The sequence below is a fragment of the Massilia frigida genome (assembly GCF_011682175.1).
GTDB classification, from domain to species: Bacteria; Pseudomonadota; Gammaproteobacteria; order Burkholderiales; family Burkholderiaceae_D; genus Telluria_A; species Telluria_A frigida.
Genome location: NZ_WHJG01000002.1, coordinates 109,510 through 126,733, shown reverse-complemented (window position 1 = coordinate 126,733; position 17,224 = coordinate 109,510). Strand labels below are relative to the sequence as shown.

Here is a 17,224-nt window from a genome sequence, read left to right as displayed (position 1 = left end):
GGTTTGGTCCGAATTACTGTCTTTTTGCTGCTCGTTTATTCGCTTCACAGCAACAAAACTGCTATCCTTTAGTCTGCTTCGCCAGTAGGGGGAAGTCTGTCAATAACCAAAGTAAGAGAATCAACGGAGTAATTTAATGGCTGATCCAAAGATGCGTTTTTTAGTTGTTGACGATTTCTCCACGATGCGCCGCATCGTGCGTAATCTGTTGAAAGAACTGGGTTATGCCAATGTCGACGAAGCGGAAGACGGCGTCATGGCGCTGGCCAAGCTGCGTAGCGAAACCTTCGACTTCGTGGTCTCGGACTGGAACATGCCCAACATGGATGGCCTGACCATGCTGCAGAACATCCGCGCCGACCCCGCGCTGGCCAAGCTGCCGGTGCTGATGGTGACGGCCGAAGCCAAGAAAGAGAACATCATTGCCGCCGCCCAGGCGGGCGCGAATGGCTACGTGGTCAAGCCGTTCACGGCTGCCACCCTGGATGAAAAGCTGAACAAGATTTTCGAGAAGCTCGAAAAAAGCGGAGCGTGACCATGAGCGAGCACCTCACCGGAGGCGCAGGCCAGGCGGTCGGTGGATCGGACGAGCCGGGCGTGCACGACGAGTTCCTCAGCCGCATCGGGCACATGACGCGCGCGCTGCACGACAGCCTGCGCGGCCTGGGCTTGGACAAGCTGATCGAAAAAGCCGCCAGCGACATTCCGGATGCGCGCGACCGCCTCGACTACGTGGCGCGCCTGTCCGAACAGGCCGCCCAGAAGGTGCTCACCGCGACCGAAGCGGCCGGGCCGCTGCAGGACCAGATCGACAGCGGCGCGGCCGGCCTGTCGGCCTCGTGGCAAACGCTGCTCGACGCACCGGCCACCAGCGACGCCGAATGGCGCGCGCTGGCCGGGCGCAGCGTGGCGGCCATGGCCCAGGCACGCACGGCCAGCAGCGCCACCAAGGGCTACCTGATGGACATCATGATGGCCCAGGACTTCCAGGACCTGACCGGGCAAGTGATCACCAAGGTGACCACCATTACCCGCAACCTGGAACAGCAACTGGTGCAAATGCTGGTCGATTTCGCGCCGGCCGAGGTCAAGCGCGAATACGACAATGGACTGCTCAATGGCCCGCAGATCGATCCGACCCGGCACGACGTGGTCTCGAACCAGGGCCAGGTCGACGATCTGTTGGACAGTCTGGGCTTTTAAGCGTCTGAGATTTTCAGTCAGCGGCGGGGCGCATTGCCCCGCTTTCGCATCGGCAACACCTTAACGACCCATACAATGCACGAATCAAACTTTATCGTCCGCGAACCCCTGCTCGATCCCAAGCAGCGCGTGATCGGTTATGAATTATCCTGGCAGCATCAAGAAGACCAGCCCGTCACCGACGAAGAGCTCGAAGCGCTGATCGGCTTCGTCGCCGAGAACGTCAATGACGACGAGCATGGCTGGCTGCTGAAAGACAAGATCCTGTTCCTGGACGCGGTCCCGAACATGCTCTCGACCGACGCCCTGTTCGCCATGCCGCCCGAGCGCACCGTGCTGACCATGAAGGCGAGCGACCTGGCCGACCCGGACACCCTGGCCGCGGTGCAGGGCTTGCGCGCCGGCGGCGTCGGCATTTCGGTGCGCGACGGCGACCTGGCCCACCTGGGCAAGAACCTCGGCATGAGCGCTTCCTACATCGAAGTGCGTTTTTCGGGCGCCGACGTGGCGGCCCAGGCGCGCACCTACGCGGCCGCCAAGCAATCGTCGGTGCGCATGGTCGGCCGTCCGGTCGCCACCTGGTCCGACTTCGACGCCTGCGCCGCGCTCGGCCTGGACGCCTTTGTCGGCAAGCTGCACCTGACCCCGCGTCCCGGCATTCCCGTCAAGGGCATGAACCCGGCCCAGACCATCATCCTGCAACTGATGCAGATGGTGCAAAAGAACGAAGACATCCCCAAGATCGAAAGCGTGCTCAAGCGCGATCCGGCGCTCTCGTACAAGCTGCTGCGTTTCATCAACTCGGCCGGTTTCGGGGTCGGGCGCGAAATTCAATCGCTGCGCCAGGCCATCACCATGCTCGGCTACTCGCCGATGTACCGCTGGCTGACCCTGTTGCTGGCCACGGCCAGCACCAGTGGCTACTCGCCGGTCCTGATGGAAACGGCGGTCGTGCGCGGGCGCCTGACCGAGCTGCTCGGCAACAAAGGCTTGCCGCGCAGCGAGAGTGAAAACCTGTTCATGACCGGCATGTTCTCGCTGCTCGACCGCCTGCTGGGCCTGTCGATGAAAGAAGTGCTTGACACCATCCAGTTGCCGGACGAAGTGGTGCGCGCGCTGCTTACCCGTGGCGGCGCGTACGGACCGTACCTGGCGCTGGCCGAAGCCTGCGAGCTCAACTCGCAGCTGGTGGCCTCGCTGGCCAAGTCGATCAACATTGCGCCGGTCGACGTCAACAAGGCCCACCTGTCGGCGCTGGCCTGGGCGCAAAACATCAGCACCTGACCATCCGCCTTGCCGCACGACTTAGTTGCACAACCGGGGTCAGACCTCTGATTAGAAATCTTTCTGATCGGAGGTCTGACCCCGGTTGTTTTTTTGCCATTTTTTGGCGGACCGGGTATGCTCTCGCGGGGAAGGCGGCAGGTGTTGATGAAAGTGTATCTTGACGACGAACGCGCCACGCCCGAGGGCTGGGTGCGCGTCTACTGGCCGGACGAGGCCATCGCCTTGCTGGCAGGGGGCGCGCTCACGCACCTCAGCCTGGACCACGACCTGGGCGACGATGCGCGCGGCACCGGCTACGATGTGGTGTTGTGGATCGAGGAACAGGTATTTACCGCCGGCTTTCGGCCGCCAGCGATGCGGGTGCACTCGGCCAATGCCTCTGCACGGGAAAAAATGGAAGCGGGAATCCGAACAATTGAACGTTACGCCGGCGGTGCTGGCACTGAATAAAGGAAGTTTTGTGGGGAAACAACTGATCTCACGCCTGATCGCAGGCGCCCTGATCGCCGCGGTGTCCGGCGCGGCCTGTGCCAATCCGGTCCACATGCAGCTGGCAAAGATGACGCAAACCAAGCGCAAGGCGGCGCTGGGAGGGACGGTGACCGATGCGGGTATCCGCTGCATCGGCATCAAGCGCGCGATCTACCAAGGCAGCGATGAGCGCGACACGGCGCTGTGGAGTGCGCGCTGCGTCGATGGCAGGCTGTTTGCGGTGGAGATCGACAATGACGCGCAAGGCACCACCCGGGTAGAGCGCTGCAAAACGCGCAGGCGCGGTGCCAGCAACTGCAAATTCAAGGGCAGATTCTAAATCCGGATCAGCTTACCTCTTAGAAAAACTTTCCTAACCGGGGTCAGAGCTCTAATCAGAAATCTTTCTAATTAAAGCTCTGACCCCGGTGTGGGCATGTTGCGGTAAGGTTGCGAAATTGCGGTTCAATCCTGGCCGGATTGACGAAAGGATCCGACGTCGTTCAAGGCGAGGGCGGAAGCCGGCAATGTTTCAAATTAGAGCTCTGACCCCGGTTTTGCTGTGGGTCAGATTTCGAGGTTGTCGATCAGGCGGGTAGTGCCGAGCTTGGCCGCAGCGAGCACAACCAGCGGCGCGCCTTGCGCCAGGTCGCCCGCCGTCGGCGGCTGCAAATCGTTTTGCTTGCGGATCGAGATGTAGTCCGGCTTCCAGCCGCGCCGCGCCAACTCTTCCATCGCCTTGTGCTCAAGCTGGAATATATCCAGGTGGCCCGATCGTACTTCATTCGCCACGGCATTCAGGCTCTGGTACAGCGCTGGCGCTTCAGCCCGCTCCGCTTCCGATAAATACATATTGCGCGACGACAGCGCCAGCCCGTCGTCCGCACGCCAGGTCTCAGCCGCGATAATCTGCGTCGGAAGGGCGAATTGACGGCTCATATTGCGCACCATCATCAACTGCTGGTAATCCTTCTTGCCGAATACGGCCACCTTCGGTTGCACGCACGAAAACAGTTTCAGCACGATGGTGGTCACGCCCGTGAAGAAGCCCGGACGGAATTCCCCTTCCAGCGTGTTGCCCAAGTCTTGCGGCGGGCTGACGCGGAACTCTTGCGGCTCCGGGTACAAATCCTTCTCGGTCGGCGCAAACAGCACGTACACGCCTTCCTTTTCCAGCTTCTCGACGTCGGCCTGGAAGGTGCGCGGGTATTTGTCGAAGTCTTCGTTCGGCCCGAATTGCAGGCGGTTCACGAAAATCGAGGCCACCACCGGGTCGCCATGCTTGCGCGCCAGGCGCATCAGCGAGAGATGCCCTTCGTGCAGGTTGCCCATTGTCGGCACGAAGGCCGTGCGCAGCTGGCCGCTGAGCTGGTCGCGCAGTTCTTCAACGGAAGAGATGATTTTCATGGGGCTTTCCTCAAACGGGTATCAAATGGATCGGCTTACGCCGGGGAGTAGGCGAGGCGCACGTAAATCGGCGCGAACGGCTCGGCCTGGGTAATTTCTATCAGGGTTTCCTTGGCCAGTTCCAGTATGGCCACGAAGTGCACTACCACGATGGGCACGCCGCCCTGGCCCTGGAACAAGTCGGCAAATTCGACGAAGCGCGCCGATTGCAGTTGCCGCAGAATCGAGGTCATGTGCTCGCGCACCGACAGTTCCTGGCGGCTGATGCGGTGATGCTGGGTCAGCTTGGCGCGCTTGAGCACGTCCAGCCAGGCGCGCTGCAAGTCCAGCGGGTCGACATCGGGCCAGTTGGGGATGTTGCTCTGTTCGACGAACAATTGCGGCCGGGTGAAGTCGCGGTCGAGCTGGGGAATGGCGTTGATTTCATAGGCGGCCAGCTTGATTTGCTCGTAGTCGAGCAAGCGCCGCACCAGGTCGGCGCGCGGATCGTAGGTATCGAGCAGGTCGTCCTCGGCCACGCGCTGCGGCAGCAGCATGCGCGATTTGATTTCGATCAGCATGGCGGCCATCAGCAGGTACTCGGCGGCCAGTTCCAGGTTGTGCAGGCGGATCTGGTCGACATACTTGAGATATTGCAGGGTGACCTGCGCCATCGGAATGTCGAGGATGTTGAAGTTTTGCTTGCGGATCAGGTACAGCAGCAAGTCGAGCGGACCCTCGAAGGCGTCGAGGAAGATTTCCAGCGCGTCGGGCGGGATGAACAGGTCGGTCGGCATGCGCAGCAGCGGTTCGCCGTATAAACGGGCAAATGCGGGTACCTCGGCCGGCGTCTCCAGCACCGTCGGCAACCCGACCGGCGCGGCAGTCAGTGCGTCACGTAGTGCGTCGCCTGGCGCATCGCGTAGCGCGTCGCCTGGCTCTGTGGCGAGTTCTTCCGTCGCCGCCTCATCTGGCAACATGGTCTCGCCCTGGGATGTCAGAGTTTGTTCTGGTACACGTAGGCCTGTTGGCTGACGCGCGATTCCTTGGTTTTATCCTGCTCGGCCAGGGAAGTCGGGGCCTTGTCCCACAGCAGCGCGCGGCCGGCAATCTGACCGGCTTCCATCTCGGGATTCTTGGCCTTGAGTTCGCGGATGAACTTGGTGTGGTCGGATTCGTAAAGCTGGAATTGTTTGGTCAGTTTCATGGTATGGACTTGGGTAGCGGACAATGCTATTTTACCGCGAGCAAGGCGGCAGGGGGAATTCGTCGGGCGCCTTGGCAGCCCGACGAGGACATGCGCTCGCGCGCTTATGGGTGCAGCAGGTTCAGTTGCCTGGCGATGATGTCGTGATTGAGCCACAGTACCGGGGCGATTTTCTCGGATGCGCCATAAAACATCAGCGGACCGGCACTTTCCAGCACCAGCGCGCTCAGGTGGTCGGTGATCAGGGCCTTGCGGTCCTTGTGCAGCTTGGTCATGTCGTCCGAGGTGCCGATCATGACCTCGGCCAACGGCAGCGTGTTGTCCATCGGCCAGGCGTCGAAGTTGCGGAAGCTGGCGCTGACCGGGTCGTTGTTGTAGGCCTCGATCTGGTCGATCAGGCTTTGCACGGAGACGCCATCGTTCAGCAGTTCCTGGCAGGCGGCCCATTGCTGCTCGGCCCAGGCGGCGCCGCCTTCGCGTTTCAGCGCGCTCAGAAGCGGGAACAGCGACAGTTCGACACCGGCAAAAATGTCGGACGAGTTGGTGCGGATTTCCGGGCAGTTGAAGACGGTGGCGCTGATCCCTTGCGCCCAGGCTGCCTGCGCGACGCTTTCGAGGCGCATCTTGGCGTAGCCCTGGGTGTAGTTGGTGTAGGTCTGCCACTGGTACTTGCCGTCGATCAGGATCTCGCTGCCGTGGTAACCGTAGGCCGTGTAGCGCACCTGGCCGCCCTTGGCGACGATGCGGTCGCGGATGGCGGCGCTGGCGGTAATCAGGTGTTGCAGGGTGTTCGCCGTGACTTCGTCGAAGTTCATCAAGATCAGCTTGCCGAGGTCGCTATCGAGCAGTTCGCGCGAGGACATGAAGCGCTCGCCGCGACCCTTGTAGATGCGGTTGGCGATGGCCAGGAAGGCCTTGATCTTGGGAATGCCACCGGCCATGGTGTGGGCGAAGAAGACATTGCTGCCGTCGGGAATCAGTTTGTCGATCTCCGCCATGGCTTGGGCGGCGGAGCTGGTGAAGCGGCGCACGCCGACTTCACGGCAGCGCTCGACAGCGGCCCAGTCCAGCTTTTCTTCCTGCCAGCCTTTGAGGGTCAGGCCGGCCAGCATTTCGGTCGGGTTTTGTTCGCCTGCGGGCGCGTCGAGGTCGAAGCCGGCCATCAGCGGCACATTGATGATGCGCCCGCCCAGCTTGGCTTCGGCTTCGGCCAGTTCTTCTTCGTTGAGTGCGCGCAGCGCGTTGTTTTCGTCACGGCGGCCGACGGTGATGCCGACGATGGTCATGCCGGCCTTGCGTGCCTCATCGATCAGGCCGTTAGCGTAGCCGCGCCCGAACAGTTCGCCGAACAGTACGAACACGTCGCCCTTGCGAAACAGGTTGGCGTGCGGGATGTGCCTCAAGGAAGTCAATTCGGTCATAGATACCACTCAAAAGTAAGAAGGTTCGGGCCCCGGGCCCACCACCCCGGCCGGCGCCACGAGGGCGCAAGTGCGGGGCATGTTGTTTTTCTCGTCAAGCGCGACATTATAGCGCCCGCTTGCGGCCTTCGATATCGCGGTTCCGATAGCGGCACTCATGTGATGCATTGCAAGGATGGCGATGGCGTCAATGGCGCAGCACGCGCCGCATCACGCGCGGCGGCGGTTCCGCCGCATTGGCGTGGGAATAGTCGAGTTCCTCGGCCAGTTCGAATTCATAGGCGGCGTACAGGTCGAGCAGCTTGGGCTGGTCGCTGCGCACCGCCAGCCGCAGTTCCTGCACGCCGCTGGCCAGGCTTTGATGGATCACCGCTTCGAGCAGATGCTGGGACAAATTGCCGCCGCGGCAGTGCGGCAGCACGCCCATGCGCCGGATTTCCCACACGTCCGGTTCAAGGTCGTGCGGCGCCCAGCGCACCGAACCGACCGGCGCATCGTCCTGCAGCAGGATGAAGGCGCCGCCGCAGCGCAGCTGTTCGGCCACGCGCTGGGCGGTTTCGCGGTGCCCGCTCGACGTCACCGTCACCGTGCCGGCCCAGGAGGCCCGGGTCAGGTCGGCGATCAGCTGGGCGTCGTCGTCGCTTGCCGGGCGCACCACGAGGTTCATGTGCGTCCTTAGCCGATGCGCATGCCAGGCTGCGCGCCCGGCCATGGTTCGAGGACGTAGAGGCCAGGCGGTCCGTCGATACGGTTGGCCTTCTCGTCGGCGGCCGAGGCGCACAGGACCATGCCTTCGGAGCTGCCGAATTTGCCGATCTTGCGCGGTGCCAGGTTGGCCACCATCACCGTCAGCTTGCCGATCAGTTGCTCGGGCGTGTAGGCCGACTTGATGCCGGAGAGTACGTTGCGCAGGCGGCCTTCGCCGACGTCCAGGGTCAGGCGCAGCAAGCGTTCGGATCCATCCACCAGTTCGCAGTTGACGATTTTGGCGATGCGCATGTCGATCTTGCCGAAGTCGGCGAATTCGATCGTGGGCGCGATCGCTTCGATGTCGCCGGCGACTGGCGCTTCCAGGACGGGCGCGGCGACCGCAGGTACCGGCACGGGCGCAGCGACCACGGGCGGTTTGTCGATCAGCGCTTCGACCATTTTCGGATCGATGCGGGTCATCAGGTGGCTGTAGGCGCCGATTTCGCGGCCGAGCATGGTTTCGTACACGGCGGCGCCCGTCGTGTCGCTCCAGCTTAACGCATCGTCGCGCAGGAATTCGGCGACCTTGGCGGCAATCTGCGGCAGCACCGGAGCGAGCATGATGGTGATCTGGCGGAACAAAATCAGCGCCGTGGTGCACACATCGTGCAGTTGCGCCGTTTTTTCCGGATCCTTGGCCAAGATCCACGGCTTGTTTTCATCGACATACTGGTTGGTGATGTCGGCGATTTCCATGATTTCGCGCAGCGCCTTGCCGAACTCGCGGTTCTCGAAGTTGGCGGCGATGCTGGCCTGGCGTTCGTTGCCGTCAACCGTCAGCGCGCGGCCGATCCACTGCTGCGCGTGCGGCGACAGGGTGGAGGTCAGCTTGCCTTCGAAATTCTTGGCGATGAAACCGGCGCAGCGGCTGGCGATGTTGACGTATTTGCCGATCAGGTCGCTATTCACGCGGGCAATGAAGTCTTCGCCATTGAAGTCGAGGTCTTCGACCTTCGAATTGAGCTTGAAGGCGATGTAGTAGCGCAGCCATTCCGGATTCATCTTCAGGTCGAGGTAGCGCAGCGGCGAAATGCCGGTGCCGCGCGACTTGGCCATTTTTTCACCGTTCAGTGTCAGGTGGCCGTGCACATTGACTTTGAGCTTGTCGATCACCGGGTGGCCGGCGAAATTGAGCATCGCTGGCCAGAACAGCAGGTGGAAGGACACGATATCCTTGCCGATGAAGTGGACTTGCTCGGTGTCAGGGTCGTTCAGCAGGGCATCGAAATCCATCCCTTTCTTGCTGCAATAATTTTTCAGGCTGGCCAGGTAGCCGACCGGCGCGTCCAGCCAGACATAGAAAAACTTGCCTGGTGCATCGGGGATCGGGATGCCGAAGTAGGGCGCATCGCGCGAAATATCCCAGTCCGCCAGTTTTTCGCCGGCCTCGCCAAGCCATTCGGAGACCTTGTTGACCATTTCCGACTGCAAACGGCCAGGCGTGTTCAGCCATTCCTTGAGGAAGGTGTAGCAGCGCGGGTCGGACAGGGCGAAGAAATACTGTTCCGACGGTTTCAGGATCGGCGTGGAGCCGGTGAAGACCGAGAACGGGTTCACCAGTTCGGTCGGCTGGTAAGCCGCGCCGCAGACTTCGCAATTGTCGCCGTACTGGTCCTTGGCGCCGCATTTCGGGCACTCGCCCTTGATGTTGCGGTCGGCCAGGAACATGCCTTTCACCGGGTCGAAGAAGCGGTCGACCGTCTTGGTGACGATCAGGCCGGTATCGCGCAGCTTGCGGTAGATGCCTTGCGACAGCTCCACGTTTTCCGGCGAATCGGTCGAATACCAGTTATCGAAGGCAATGTGGAAGCCGTCCAGGTATTGCGGACGGTCGGCCGCGATCTTGGCCACGAATTCCTGGGGCGTGATGCCTTCCTTTTCGGCCGCGATCATGATTGGCGTGCCGTGGGTATCGTCGGCGCAGACGAAGTGGACTTCACGCTGGGCGTCGCCGTCGCGTTGCATTCGCTGAAAACGGACCCAGATATCGGCCTGGATGTATTCCATCATGTGGCCGATGTGAAAGGCGCCGTTGGCGTAAGGCAGGGCGGTGGTGACGAACAGCTTGCGAGTCATGGTTGAAATGCGCTTATTGGAAAGTTTATCAAGAAAAACAGAGAAGCATTTTACCAGCGGATGACCCGACTGCGCACAGGGGTTTGCCCGGATTTGCCATTCAGGCAAGGCTTGACAAGGCGATTTGCGCTAAACTTCGGCATGTTTCGGCATCCTATTCCCTGGAGATTTACATGAGCATCACAGTAGAAGACGTCAAGAATGCATTGACGGCGGTTATCGATCCGAACACCCAGAAAGATTTTGTGTCGTCCAAGACGATCAAGAATATCAAGCTCGATGGCAACGATATCGCGCTCGACGTCGAACTCGGCTATCCGGCCAGGAGCCAGATCGATGGCATCCGCAGCGCCATCGTGGCCGCCCTGCAGGCGCTGCCGGGCGCGGGCCGCATCAATCCGAACGTGTATTCCAAGATCATGTCGCACACCGTGCAGCGCGGCCTGAAGATCATGCCGAACGTGAAGAACATCATCGCGGTGGCGTCCGGCAAGGGCGGCGTGGGCAAGTCGACCACGGCGGTCAACCTGGCGCTGGCCCTGGCGGCCGAGGGCGCCAGCGTGGGCGTGCTGGACGCGGATATTTACGGTCCGTCGCAGCCGATGATGCTTGGCATTAACGGCCGTCCGGAAACTTCCGATGGCAAGACCATGGAACCGCTGGAAAACCACGGTTTGCAGGTGTCCTCGATCGGCTTCATGATCGATCCGGACGAGCCGATGGTGTGGCGCGGCCCCATGGTCACGCAAGCCTTGCAGCAGTTGCTGGAGCAAACCAACTGGCGCGACCTCGATTACCTGATCGTCGACATGCCGCCGGGCACTGGCGACATCCAGCTGACCCTGTCGCAAAAAGTACCGGTCACGGGCGCGGTGATCGTCACCACGCCGCAGGACATCGCCCTGCTCGACGCCCGCAAGGGCTTGAAAATGTTCGAGAAAGTCGGCATTCCGATCCTCGGCGTGGTGGAAAACATGAGCACGCATATCTGCTCGAACTGCGGCCACACGGAAGCCATTTTCGGCCACGGCGGCGGGGCCAAGATGTGCGCCGACTTCGGCGTGGAATTCCTGGGCGCCTTGCCGCTGACCATGTCGATCCGCGAGCAGACCGATTCGGGCCGTCCGACCGTGGTGGCCGAGCCGAACGGGCCGGTGGCGCAGATCTACAAGGACATCGCGCGCAAGGTGGCCATCAAGATCGCCGAAAAGGCGAAAGACATGACCAGCAAGTTCCCCAGCATCGTCATCAAGAACGACTAGCCACGCACCATTGAGCCCGGCAAGCGTTGGCGCGAGCAGCGCCAAGGGCTTGCTTTTCCACTGTCGTTTTTTCAACCGCAAAGGAATCCACTTGAAATCCTTCATCAAGCACATCGTCTTCTCCGCATCGCTGCTGGCCATGGCGGCCGCGTCGGCACAATCGGTCTCCTTCGTCGAGCCCGAGGATGGCGCGACCGTCAAAAGCCCGTTCAAGGTCAAGTTCGCCGTCGAAGGCATGGACGTCAAGCCGGCCGGCGCGCTGGTCGCCAATTCCGGCCACCATCACCTGGTCATCAACGGTGCCGCGATCAAGGAAGGCGAATCGATCCCCTTCGACGACAAACACTTGCATTTCGGCAAAGGCCAGACCGAATCCGATGTCAAGCTGGCGCCGGGCGAGTACACCCTGACCCTGCAGTTCGCCAACGGTGCGCACCAGTCCTACGGCACGCCGATGAGCAAATCGATCAAGGTGACCGTCAAGTAATTCCCCCGCGAGCGCTGTAGGCAGTACAATTGTTTTTATGAGAAAACAATTTTTGCCATGACGCGCTCCGATTCCCCTGTCGACGCCGCCAGACGCGCCCTGTTGCTGGGCGCGGCCGCGGCCTTGGCCCTGCCGGCTGGTGCCGCGCCGCGCGAGCTGCTCGTGGTGGGCGCCCATTTTGCACGCGTGTACGAGCGCGCCAATGGCGAGTTTTCCGGCATGGCGGTCGAAATCATCCGCGCCATTGGCGGCGAACTGGGCCAGCCGGTGTATTTCGAGCTGTATCCCTGGGCGCGCGCGCAATCGATGGTGGCGCAGGGGCAGGCCGACATCCTCGTCGGCCCCTACAAATCGCCCGAACGGCTCGAACTGTTCACGTTTTCCGAGCGTCCTTTCTATCAGGACCAGATGGTGTTTTTCTCGCGCAGCAGCGCCCCGTTTGCCTGGGACGGCACCTTCTCCTCCCTGCGCGGCAAGCGCATCGTGATCATCAACGGCTGGGCCTATGGCGACGAGTTCAATGCCGGGATCAAGGATTTGGCGGTGAGCGTGACCAACTCGGTCGAGTCGGCGCTGACCATGCTGGCGCACGGGCGGGTGGATTTGTTTGCCAGCAATGTGCGCAATACCGAGCCGGTCATCCCGCTGCTGGCGCTGGAAGGCAAGGTGGTGCCGGTGGGACGCACGATTTCCCTGCAACGCGGCTTTTTCGCTTTCCCCAAGCGGCCCGAGTACGACGTCATGCGCTCGCGCTTCGACCGCGCCTTCAATGCCTATGTCGACAGCGGCGAACTGCGCAAGCTCGGCAAGCGCCTCAACGTCCAGGTTCCCTGAGCGGGTAATCAGGCCTCAGGCGCGACGGCGCCCACAACTTCCTCGTAGAATCGACAGCTTGCGGTTACTATACGCAGCATGACGCTTTGACAACGGTCATATTTCTAGTTGATTTTTCGCAGGGATGGCGTCTGTGCGTTCACCTGCTCCCCAGGAGATGAAATAATGGTAAAGAAAAACATACTGCGCGCGGCCTGCGGGTCGGCCGTGGCAGTGCTGGGCATGCAGGGTGTCGCCTCGGCCGCGATCCTGAGCGTCGGCCCGGGCAAGACTTACGCGACCCCGTGCCGCGCGATTGCGGCGGCAAAAAACGGCGACCGGATCCAGATTGAAGGTGGTGTGTTGTACAGCGGCGACGTGTGCGCCATTTACGCCAGTTACCTGACGATCCAGGGCGTGAACGGCCGTCCGCGCATCGATGCGGCCGGCAAGAATGCGATGGGCAAGGCGATCTGGGTGGTGGTCGGCAACACCGTGCTGATCGAAAACGTGGAAATGTTTGGTGCCAAGGTTCCTGACCGCAATGGCGCGGCGCTGCGCCTGGAAGGTGCCGGCTTCACCTTGCGCAACAGCTTCCTGCACGACAATGAAAACGGTATTCTCAGCGGCGCGAACCTGGCTAGCGACATCGTCATCGAAGGCACCGAATTCGGACACAATGGGTACGGGACGGGGCAGACGCACAACCTGTACATCGGCAACGTGCGCAGTTTGATGTTCCGTCGCAACTTTTCGCATGATGCGCATGTTGGGCACAATTTGAAGTCGCGCGCGCAGACCAACCATATCCTGTACAACCGTTTTTCCAGCCTGCGTCCGGGCGAGACGGGTTCGACGGCATCGGGACAGCCGAGTTACGAGATCGATTTGCCGAATGCCGGCACCTCGTACGTGATCGGGAATGTGATCCAGCAGCCGGCGGCCAATCAGAACGGGGCGATGCTGGCCTACGGGGAAGAGGGCGCCACCAATCCCGGACATAATTTATATGTGGTGAATAATACGTTCTTGAATGACGATACGGCGCGCGGGGTGTTTGTGATGGTCGGTTCGGGCGTGACCAAGCCGGCGCTACTGCAGAATAATATCTTTTCGGGGATCGGGACCTTGAGTACGCAGGTCAGCACGGTGGCCAAGACCAATTACCGTTCGATCGCCCCGGGGTTTGTTAACCGCGCGACGTACGATCTGCGGCCGACACCATCGCCGCTGGTGATCAATGCCGGTACCGATCCTGGGGTGTCGGTGACGGGTTATTCGCTCACGCCGGTGGCGCAGTACAAGCACGTGGCATTCTGGATCGGCCGGCCGGTCACCAGCCAGCTCGATATCGGGGCGTATGAATCGACGTCGATTGCGCCGTAGTCGTTCAAGCGCTAAACGTTGAGCCGTCGTTCCTGCCAATGGCAGGAACGACGAGTTACGGCTTAACCCCCACAATCCCCGCCTGCGCAGCCCACTGCCCCACATCACTGCGCTTGATCGCGGCCGCCATCAGCTCCGGAAACAAATCCGGTGTACACGCAAAACACGGTGCTCCCAGCGCCGCAAAATACGCCGCATTGGCGTGGTCATACCCCGGCGCCCCATGATCATCGAGCGCCAGCAGCACAATCACCTGCACGCCCGCCGCCACCATCGCCGCCGCCCGCCTGCGCATCTCGGCGTTATTCCCACCCTCGTACAAATCGCTGATCAGCACGAAAATGGTATCGGCCGGACGTTCGATCAAGCCCTGGCAATACCCCAGCGCCCGATTGATATCGGTACCGCCTCCCAACTGCGTGCCAAACAGCACATCGACCGGATCGGCCAGCATCGGCGTCAGGTCGATCACGGCCGTATCGAACACCACCACCGATGTACTGACCGCCTTGATACTGGCCAGCACCGCCGCGAACACGCTGGCGTACACCACCGACGGCGCCATCGAACCGCTCTGGTCGATGCACAGCACGATGTCGCGCAGCGATTGCCCCTTGCGCCCGAACCCGATGCGCGTTTCCGGAATAATCGTGCGGTACTCGGGCTGGTAATGGCGCAGATTGGCGCGGATCGTGCGCAGCCAGTCGATCTCGTGATGGCGCGGCCGGCGCTTGCGTGTCGCCCGGTTCAGACTGCCCGTCACCGCCTGCCGGAACGGATTGGCCAGCCTGCGCTCGAGCTCGTCCACGACTTGCCGTACCACCATGCGCGCCGTTTCCTTGGTCTTGTTCGGCATCACCCGATTCAGGCTGAGCAGGGTGGCGACCAGATGCACATCCGGCTCGACCGCCTTGAGCATTTCCGGTTCCAGCAGCATGCGCTCCAGGCCCAGCCGCTCCAGCGCATCTTTCTGCATCACCTGCACCACGCTCGATGGAAAATACTGGCGGATATCGCCCAGCCAGCGCGACACGTTCGGCGCCGATGCGCCCAGCCCGCCATTGCGTCCCGCCGCCGGGTTGTACAGGGCCGACAGCGCCCGGTCCATGGCCAGGTCATCCGCGCCCAGCGACACTTCCGGCTGGTTCGGCTCGCTGCCCAATACCATGCGCCAGCGGCGCGTTTGTTCCTGCTGGGTGAGCTCATGCGACATGGGAAGTCTCCGGTGTTGATAATGCAGCGCTGCCGCCGAGGATCATGCCGAGCACGGGCAGCACCAATCGCGCGCGCGCTTCATCGACGCTGCCGGCGGACGCGGTAATGACCAGCGTGCCGCCCGCGCTGCCGGCGCGTTCGCTCAACTGGCGCCGCTCCGGCGCTTCAAAGGCGCCAAAGGTGCGCCGCAGCAGCGGCAGCAGTTCGACGAAGCTGTCCGGATCGAGGCGGTTGATCCAGTTGTTGACCAAACTCCACAGGCTGTCGTTGTGCAGCAGCAGGGCGGCGCTGCCTTGCAGGAAACCTTCCAGCCAGTTGCCGCTGGCCAGCGGCGCACTCGCATGCGAACAGCGCAAGGCCAGCGCGCGCGCGGTGCGTTCCTGGTCCCAGTGGCCTTGCTCCGACAAGATGCGGGCGCAGCGCCCGCTGATCAGCGGATGCGACAGTTCATTGCCCGCCACCTGGTCGAGCGCGCCGAACCAGGCGTCCAGCAGCGCTTCTTCCTGGATCAGGCGGATGGCGCGGTCGGCGGCGATCAGCTGCCTGACCAGTTCGGCCGCCGGTTCATCGGCCATGCCCAGCACGCCGAAGGGCAGGGCGATGCAGGCGCGCGTGACGAGGCCGTCGACCACCTGGCCGATGGCGCTGGTATCGGTGCCGCGCACGCTGCCGTAACGCATGACGCTGGCCAGCGGCGGCAGGGCGGCCAGCATGAAGCCCACGTCCGGCGTGAGCGCGCCGACTTCCTGGATGCGCTGCATCAGCAAGTCGACCGCTTGCGGCAGGTCGGCCAGCAACACTTGTTCGATCAGCGCGGTCAGCTCGGGCAGGGTGCTCGCTTCATTGGCCTGGCTGACCGCCTTGCCGGTGGCGGCCGCTTCCACGGTGCCGCCCCAGACGTTCGCTTCGATCAGGCGAATCGCATATTCCGGCTCCCATGCCAGGCGCCACCATTCGTGGAAGGTGCCCGACTTGCCGCTGACCCGCTCGGCGCGGCCCCAGTCGACGCCGAGCAGCGCCAGGCGGTGCAGCAGCACGCTTTTTTCCAGGTGGGCCGGCTGGCGCAGGTCGAGTTCGAGCTGGCTGTGATCGGCCTTGACCGGCAGGCGCAGGCGCTTTTGCTGGGTTTGCACGTCCTGCGGCAGCGGCAGGGTCGGCACGCCTTGCGGCACCTCGCCCAGGCGGTCGTTGATCAGCAGCGCGTCGTGGATCAGGCGCAGCGGGGTGTCGCTGTCGTAGCAAAACACGGCGCGCACCGCTTCCTGCAACTCGCCCAGGCCCGCACGGGGCCGCTCGCGCATCGCCGCCAGCGTATCGGCCAGGCGCACCGCTTCGATGATGCTGGCCGACGAGGCATCCAGGTCGTGCTTGCGCAGCAGGATGGCAACATCGGTCAGCCAGTACAGGCTGGCCTGGGCCGGGTGGCTCCACATATGGTGATACCAGCCGGGCGCGGTGACACCGGCGCCGTAGCCGCTGCGAAACGCCAGGCGGCCGTAGCTCCACGGCGTCCAGGTCGCGGCCAGCTTGACCTTGGGTAAGCCCTTGAGCAAGTCATTGTCGCTCTTGGCGGACGGCATGGTCGCCAGCGCCGGCACGTGATACGCGCCGCAGACCACGGCGATGCGCTGGTGGCCCTGTTTCTCGGCCAGGCGGATGGCGTTGCGCATCCACGCTTCGCGCTGCTGCTCGCGCAGATCGGGCGGGGCGGCGATGTCGGTGCGCACCGTGGTCATCATTTCAGCGATGGCGGCGAACAGGTCGAGGCTGTCGGAACGCTGCTCGACCAGATGGTCCCACCAGGTATCGGTGTCGGAAAAACCGGCCGCGTTGGCCAGCCATTGCAACGGGTCTTCGTGCAGTTCGTCGGTGTCGCAACCGGATTCGGATTCGGATTGCCCGGCTGTCGATTCGTCGGCAGCCGGCGCGGCCGCTTCCGGCTCGGCCAGGCGGTGCGCCTGCGGCAAGTCGCAAAAACGTACCGGGACGCCGTTGGCGGTGGCGTAGCGCATGGCTTGCCACTCCGGCGAAAATTCGGCGAAGGGGTAGAACACGGCGCGCTGCGGCGTGGCCGGCACGTAGACCAGCAGCGCGACCGGCGGCTTGATGGCCGGGTCGGCGGCGAAGCCAATCAGCTCGTCGGCCTCGGGCGGGCCTTCGATCAGGATGCAGTCCGGCTGCAGCGCCTGCAAGGCTTGCGCCAGGCTGCGCGCGCAGCCCGGACCGTGGTGGCGGATGCCGAATAAATGAACGCTCATCG

17 protein-coding genes are annotated in these 17,224 nt (G+C 62.5%); 9 read left to right on the top strand and 8 right to left on the bottom strand.

The genetic code is table 11. The features are described 5' to 3' along the window. The first annotated feature begins 136 nt into the window (after positions 1-136). The 5 genes from cheY (at position 137) to F2P44_RS02890 (ending at position 3,301) form a co-directional block, all read left to right on the top strand. Complete coding sequence (gene cheY / locus F2P44_RS02910) at positions 137-535, top strand: chemotaxis response regulator CheY (protein WP_054267179.1); 399 nt, start codon at positions 137-139, stop codon at positions 533-535. Between the two features lie 2 nt (positions 536-537). After that, positions 538-1,203, top strand: a complete 666-nt coding sequence (cheZ, locus tag F2P44_RS02905) for a protein phosphatase CheZ (protein WP_167084870.1) — start codon at positions 538-540, stop codon at positions 1,201-1,203. 75 nt (positions 1,204-1,278) lie between these two features. Next, complete coding sequence (locus tag F2P44_RS02900; RefSeq protein WP_167084868.1) at positions 1,279-2,487, top strand: EAL and HDOD domain-containing protein; 1,209 nt, start codon at positions 1,279-1,281, stop codon at positions 2,485-2,487. Between the two features lie 147 nt (positions 2,488-2,634). After that, positions 2,635-2,940: a cyclic-phosphate processing receiver domain-containing protein gene (locus F2P44_RS02895; protein WP_167084866.1), complete on the top strand. Its 306-nt coding sequence runs from the start codon at positions 2,635-2,637 to the stop codon at positions 2,938-2,940. 10 nt (positions 2,941-2,950) lie between these two features. Next, a complete protein-coding gene (locus tag F2P44_RS02890; RefSeq protein WP_167084864.1) occupies positions 2,951-3,301 on the top strand; it encodes a hypothetical protein in 351 nt (116 codons plus the stop codon). Between the two features lie 227 nt (positions 3,302-3,528). Here the strand turns inward: F2P44_RS02890 and panC are convergent, their stop codons facing one another. The 6 genes from panC to metG form a co-directional block, all read right to left on the bottom strand. Next, entirely contained in the window at positions 3,529-4,368 is an 840-nt protein-coding gene (gene panC / locus F2P44_RS02885) for a pantoate--beta-alanine ligase (protein ID WP_167084862.1), read from the bottom strand. A 35-nt stretch (positions 4,369-4,403) separates the two neighbouring features. After that, positions 4,404-5,327 (bottom strand): segregation and condensation protein A, encoded by a 924-nt coding sequence (locus F2P44_RS02880; protein WP_167084860.1) that lies wholly within the window; start codon positions 5,325-5,327, stop codon positions 4,404-4,406. 17 nt (positions 5,328-5,344) lie between these two features. After that, positions 5,345-5,554 carry a DUF3460 family protein gene (locus F2P44_RS02875; protein WP_099876892.1) on the bottom strand — a complete coding sequence of 70 codons (210 nt, stop codon included), beginning with the start codon at positions 5,552-5,554 and terminating at the stop codon, positions 5,345-5,347. Between the two features lie 104 nt (positions 5,555-5,658). After that, positions 5,659-6,975 carry an enoyl ACP reductase FabMG family protein gene (locus F2P44_RS02870; protein WP_167084858.1) on the bottom strand — a complete coding sequence of 439 codons (1,317 nt, stop codon included), beginning with the start codon at positions 6,973-6,975 and terminating at the stop codon, positions 5,659-5,661. Positions 6,976-7,162: 187 nt separating this feature from the next. Then, positions 7,163-7,642: a GNAT family N-acetyltransferase gene (locus tag F2P44_RS02865; protein ID WP_167084856.1), complete on the bottom strand. Its 480-nt coding sequence runs from the start codon at positions 7,640-7,642 to the stop codon at positions 7,163-7,165. An 8-nt stretch (positions 7,643-7,650) separates the two neighbouring features. Then, positions 7,651-9,801 (bottom strand): methionine--tRNA ligase, encoded by a 2,151-nt coding sequence (metG, locus tag F2P44_RS02860; RefSeq protein WP_167084854.1) that lies wholly within the window; start codon positions 9,799-9,801, stop codon positions 7,651-7,653. A 173-nt stretch (positions 9,802-9,974) separates the two neighbouring features. On the opposite strand from metG, the gene apbC reads away from it, so the two are divergent. From apbC to F2P44_RS02840, 4 genes are all read left to right on the top strand, one after another. Beyond that, positions 9,975-11,063: an iron-sulfur cluster carrier protein ApbC gene (apbC, locus tag F2P44_RS02855; RefSeq protein WP_167084852.1), complete on the top strand. Its 1,089-nt coding sequence runs from the start codon at positions 9,975-9,977 to the stop codon at positions 11,061-11,063. Between the two features lie 139 nt (positions 11,064-11,202). Then, a complete protein-coding gene (locus F2P44_RS02850; RefSeq protein ID WP_167085196.1) occupies positions 11,203-11,550 on the top strand; it encodes a DUF4399 domain-containing protein in 348 nt (115 codons plus the stop codon). Positions 11,551-11,607: 57 nt separating this feature from the next. Continuing rightward, positions 11,608-12,384 carry a substrate-binding periplasmic protein gene (locus F2P44_RS02845; RefSeq protein ID WP_167084851.1) on the top strand — a complete coding sequence of 259 codons (777 nt, stop codon included), beginning with the start codon at positions 11,608-11,610 and terminating at the stop codon, positions 12,382-12,384. Between the two features lie 165 nt (positions 12,385-12,549). Continuing rightward, complete coding sequence (locus tag F2P44_RS02840; protein WP_229423344.1) at positions 12,550-13,749, top strand: right-handed parallel beta-helix repeat-containing protein; 1,200 nt, start codon at positions 12,550-12,552, stop codon at positions 13,747-13,749. A 55-nt stretch (positions 13,750-13,804) separates the two neighbouring features. On the opposite strand, the gene F2P44_RS02835 is transcribed toward F2P44_RS02840, so the two are convergent. Next, complete coding sequence (locus F2P44_RS02835; RefSeq protein ID WP_167084849.1) at positions 13,805-14,962, bottom strand: VWA domain-containing protein; 1,158 nt, start codon at positions 14,960-14,962, stop codon at positions 13,805-13,807. Then, complete coding sequence (locus F2P44_RS02830) at positions 14,952-17,222, bottom strand: DUF5682 family protein (protein ID WP_167084847.1); 2,271 nt, start codon at positions 17,220-17,222, stop codon at positions 14,952-14,954. Before F2P44_RS02830 ends, F2P44_RS02835 begins: the two co-directional genes overlap by 11 nt. Positions 17,223-17,224 lie beyond the last annotated feature (2 nt).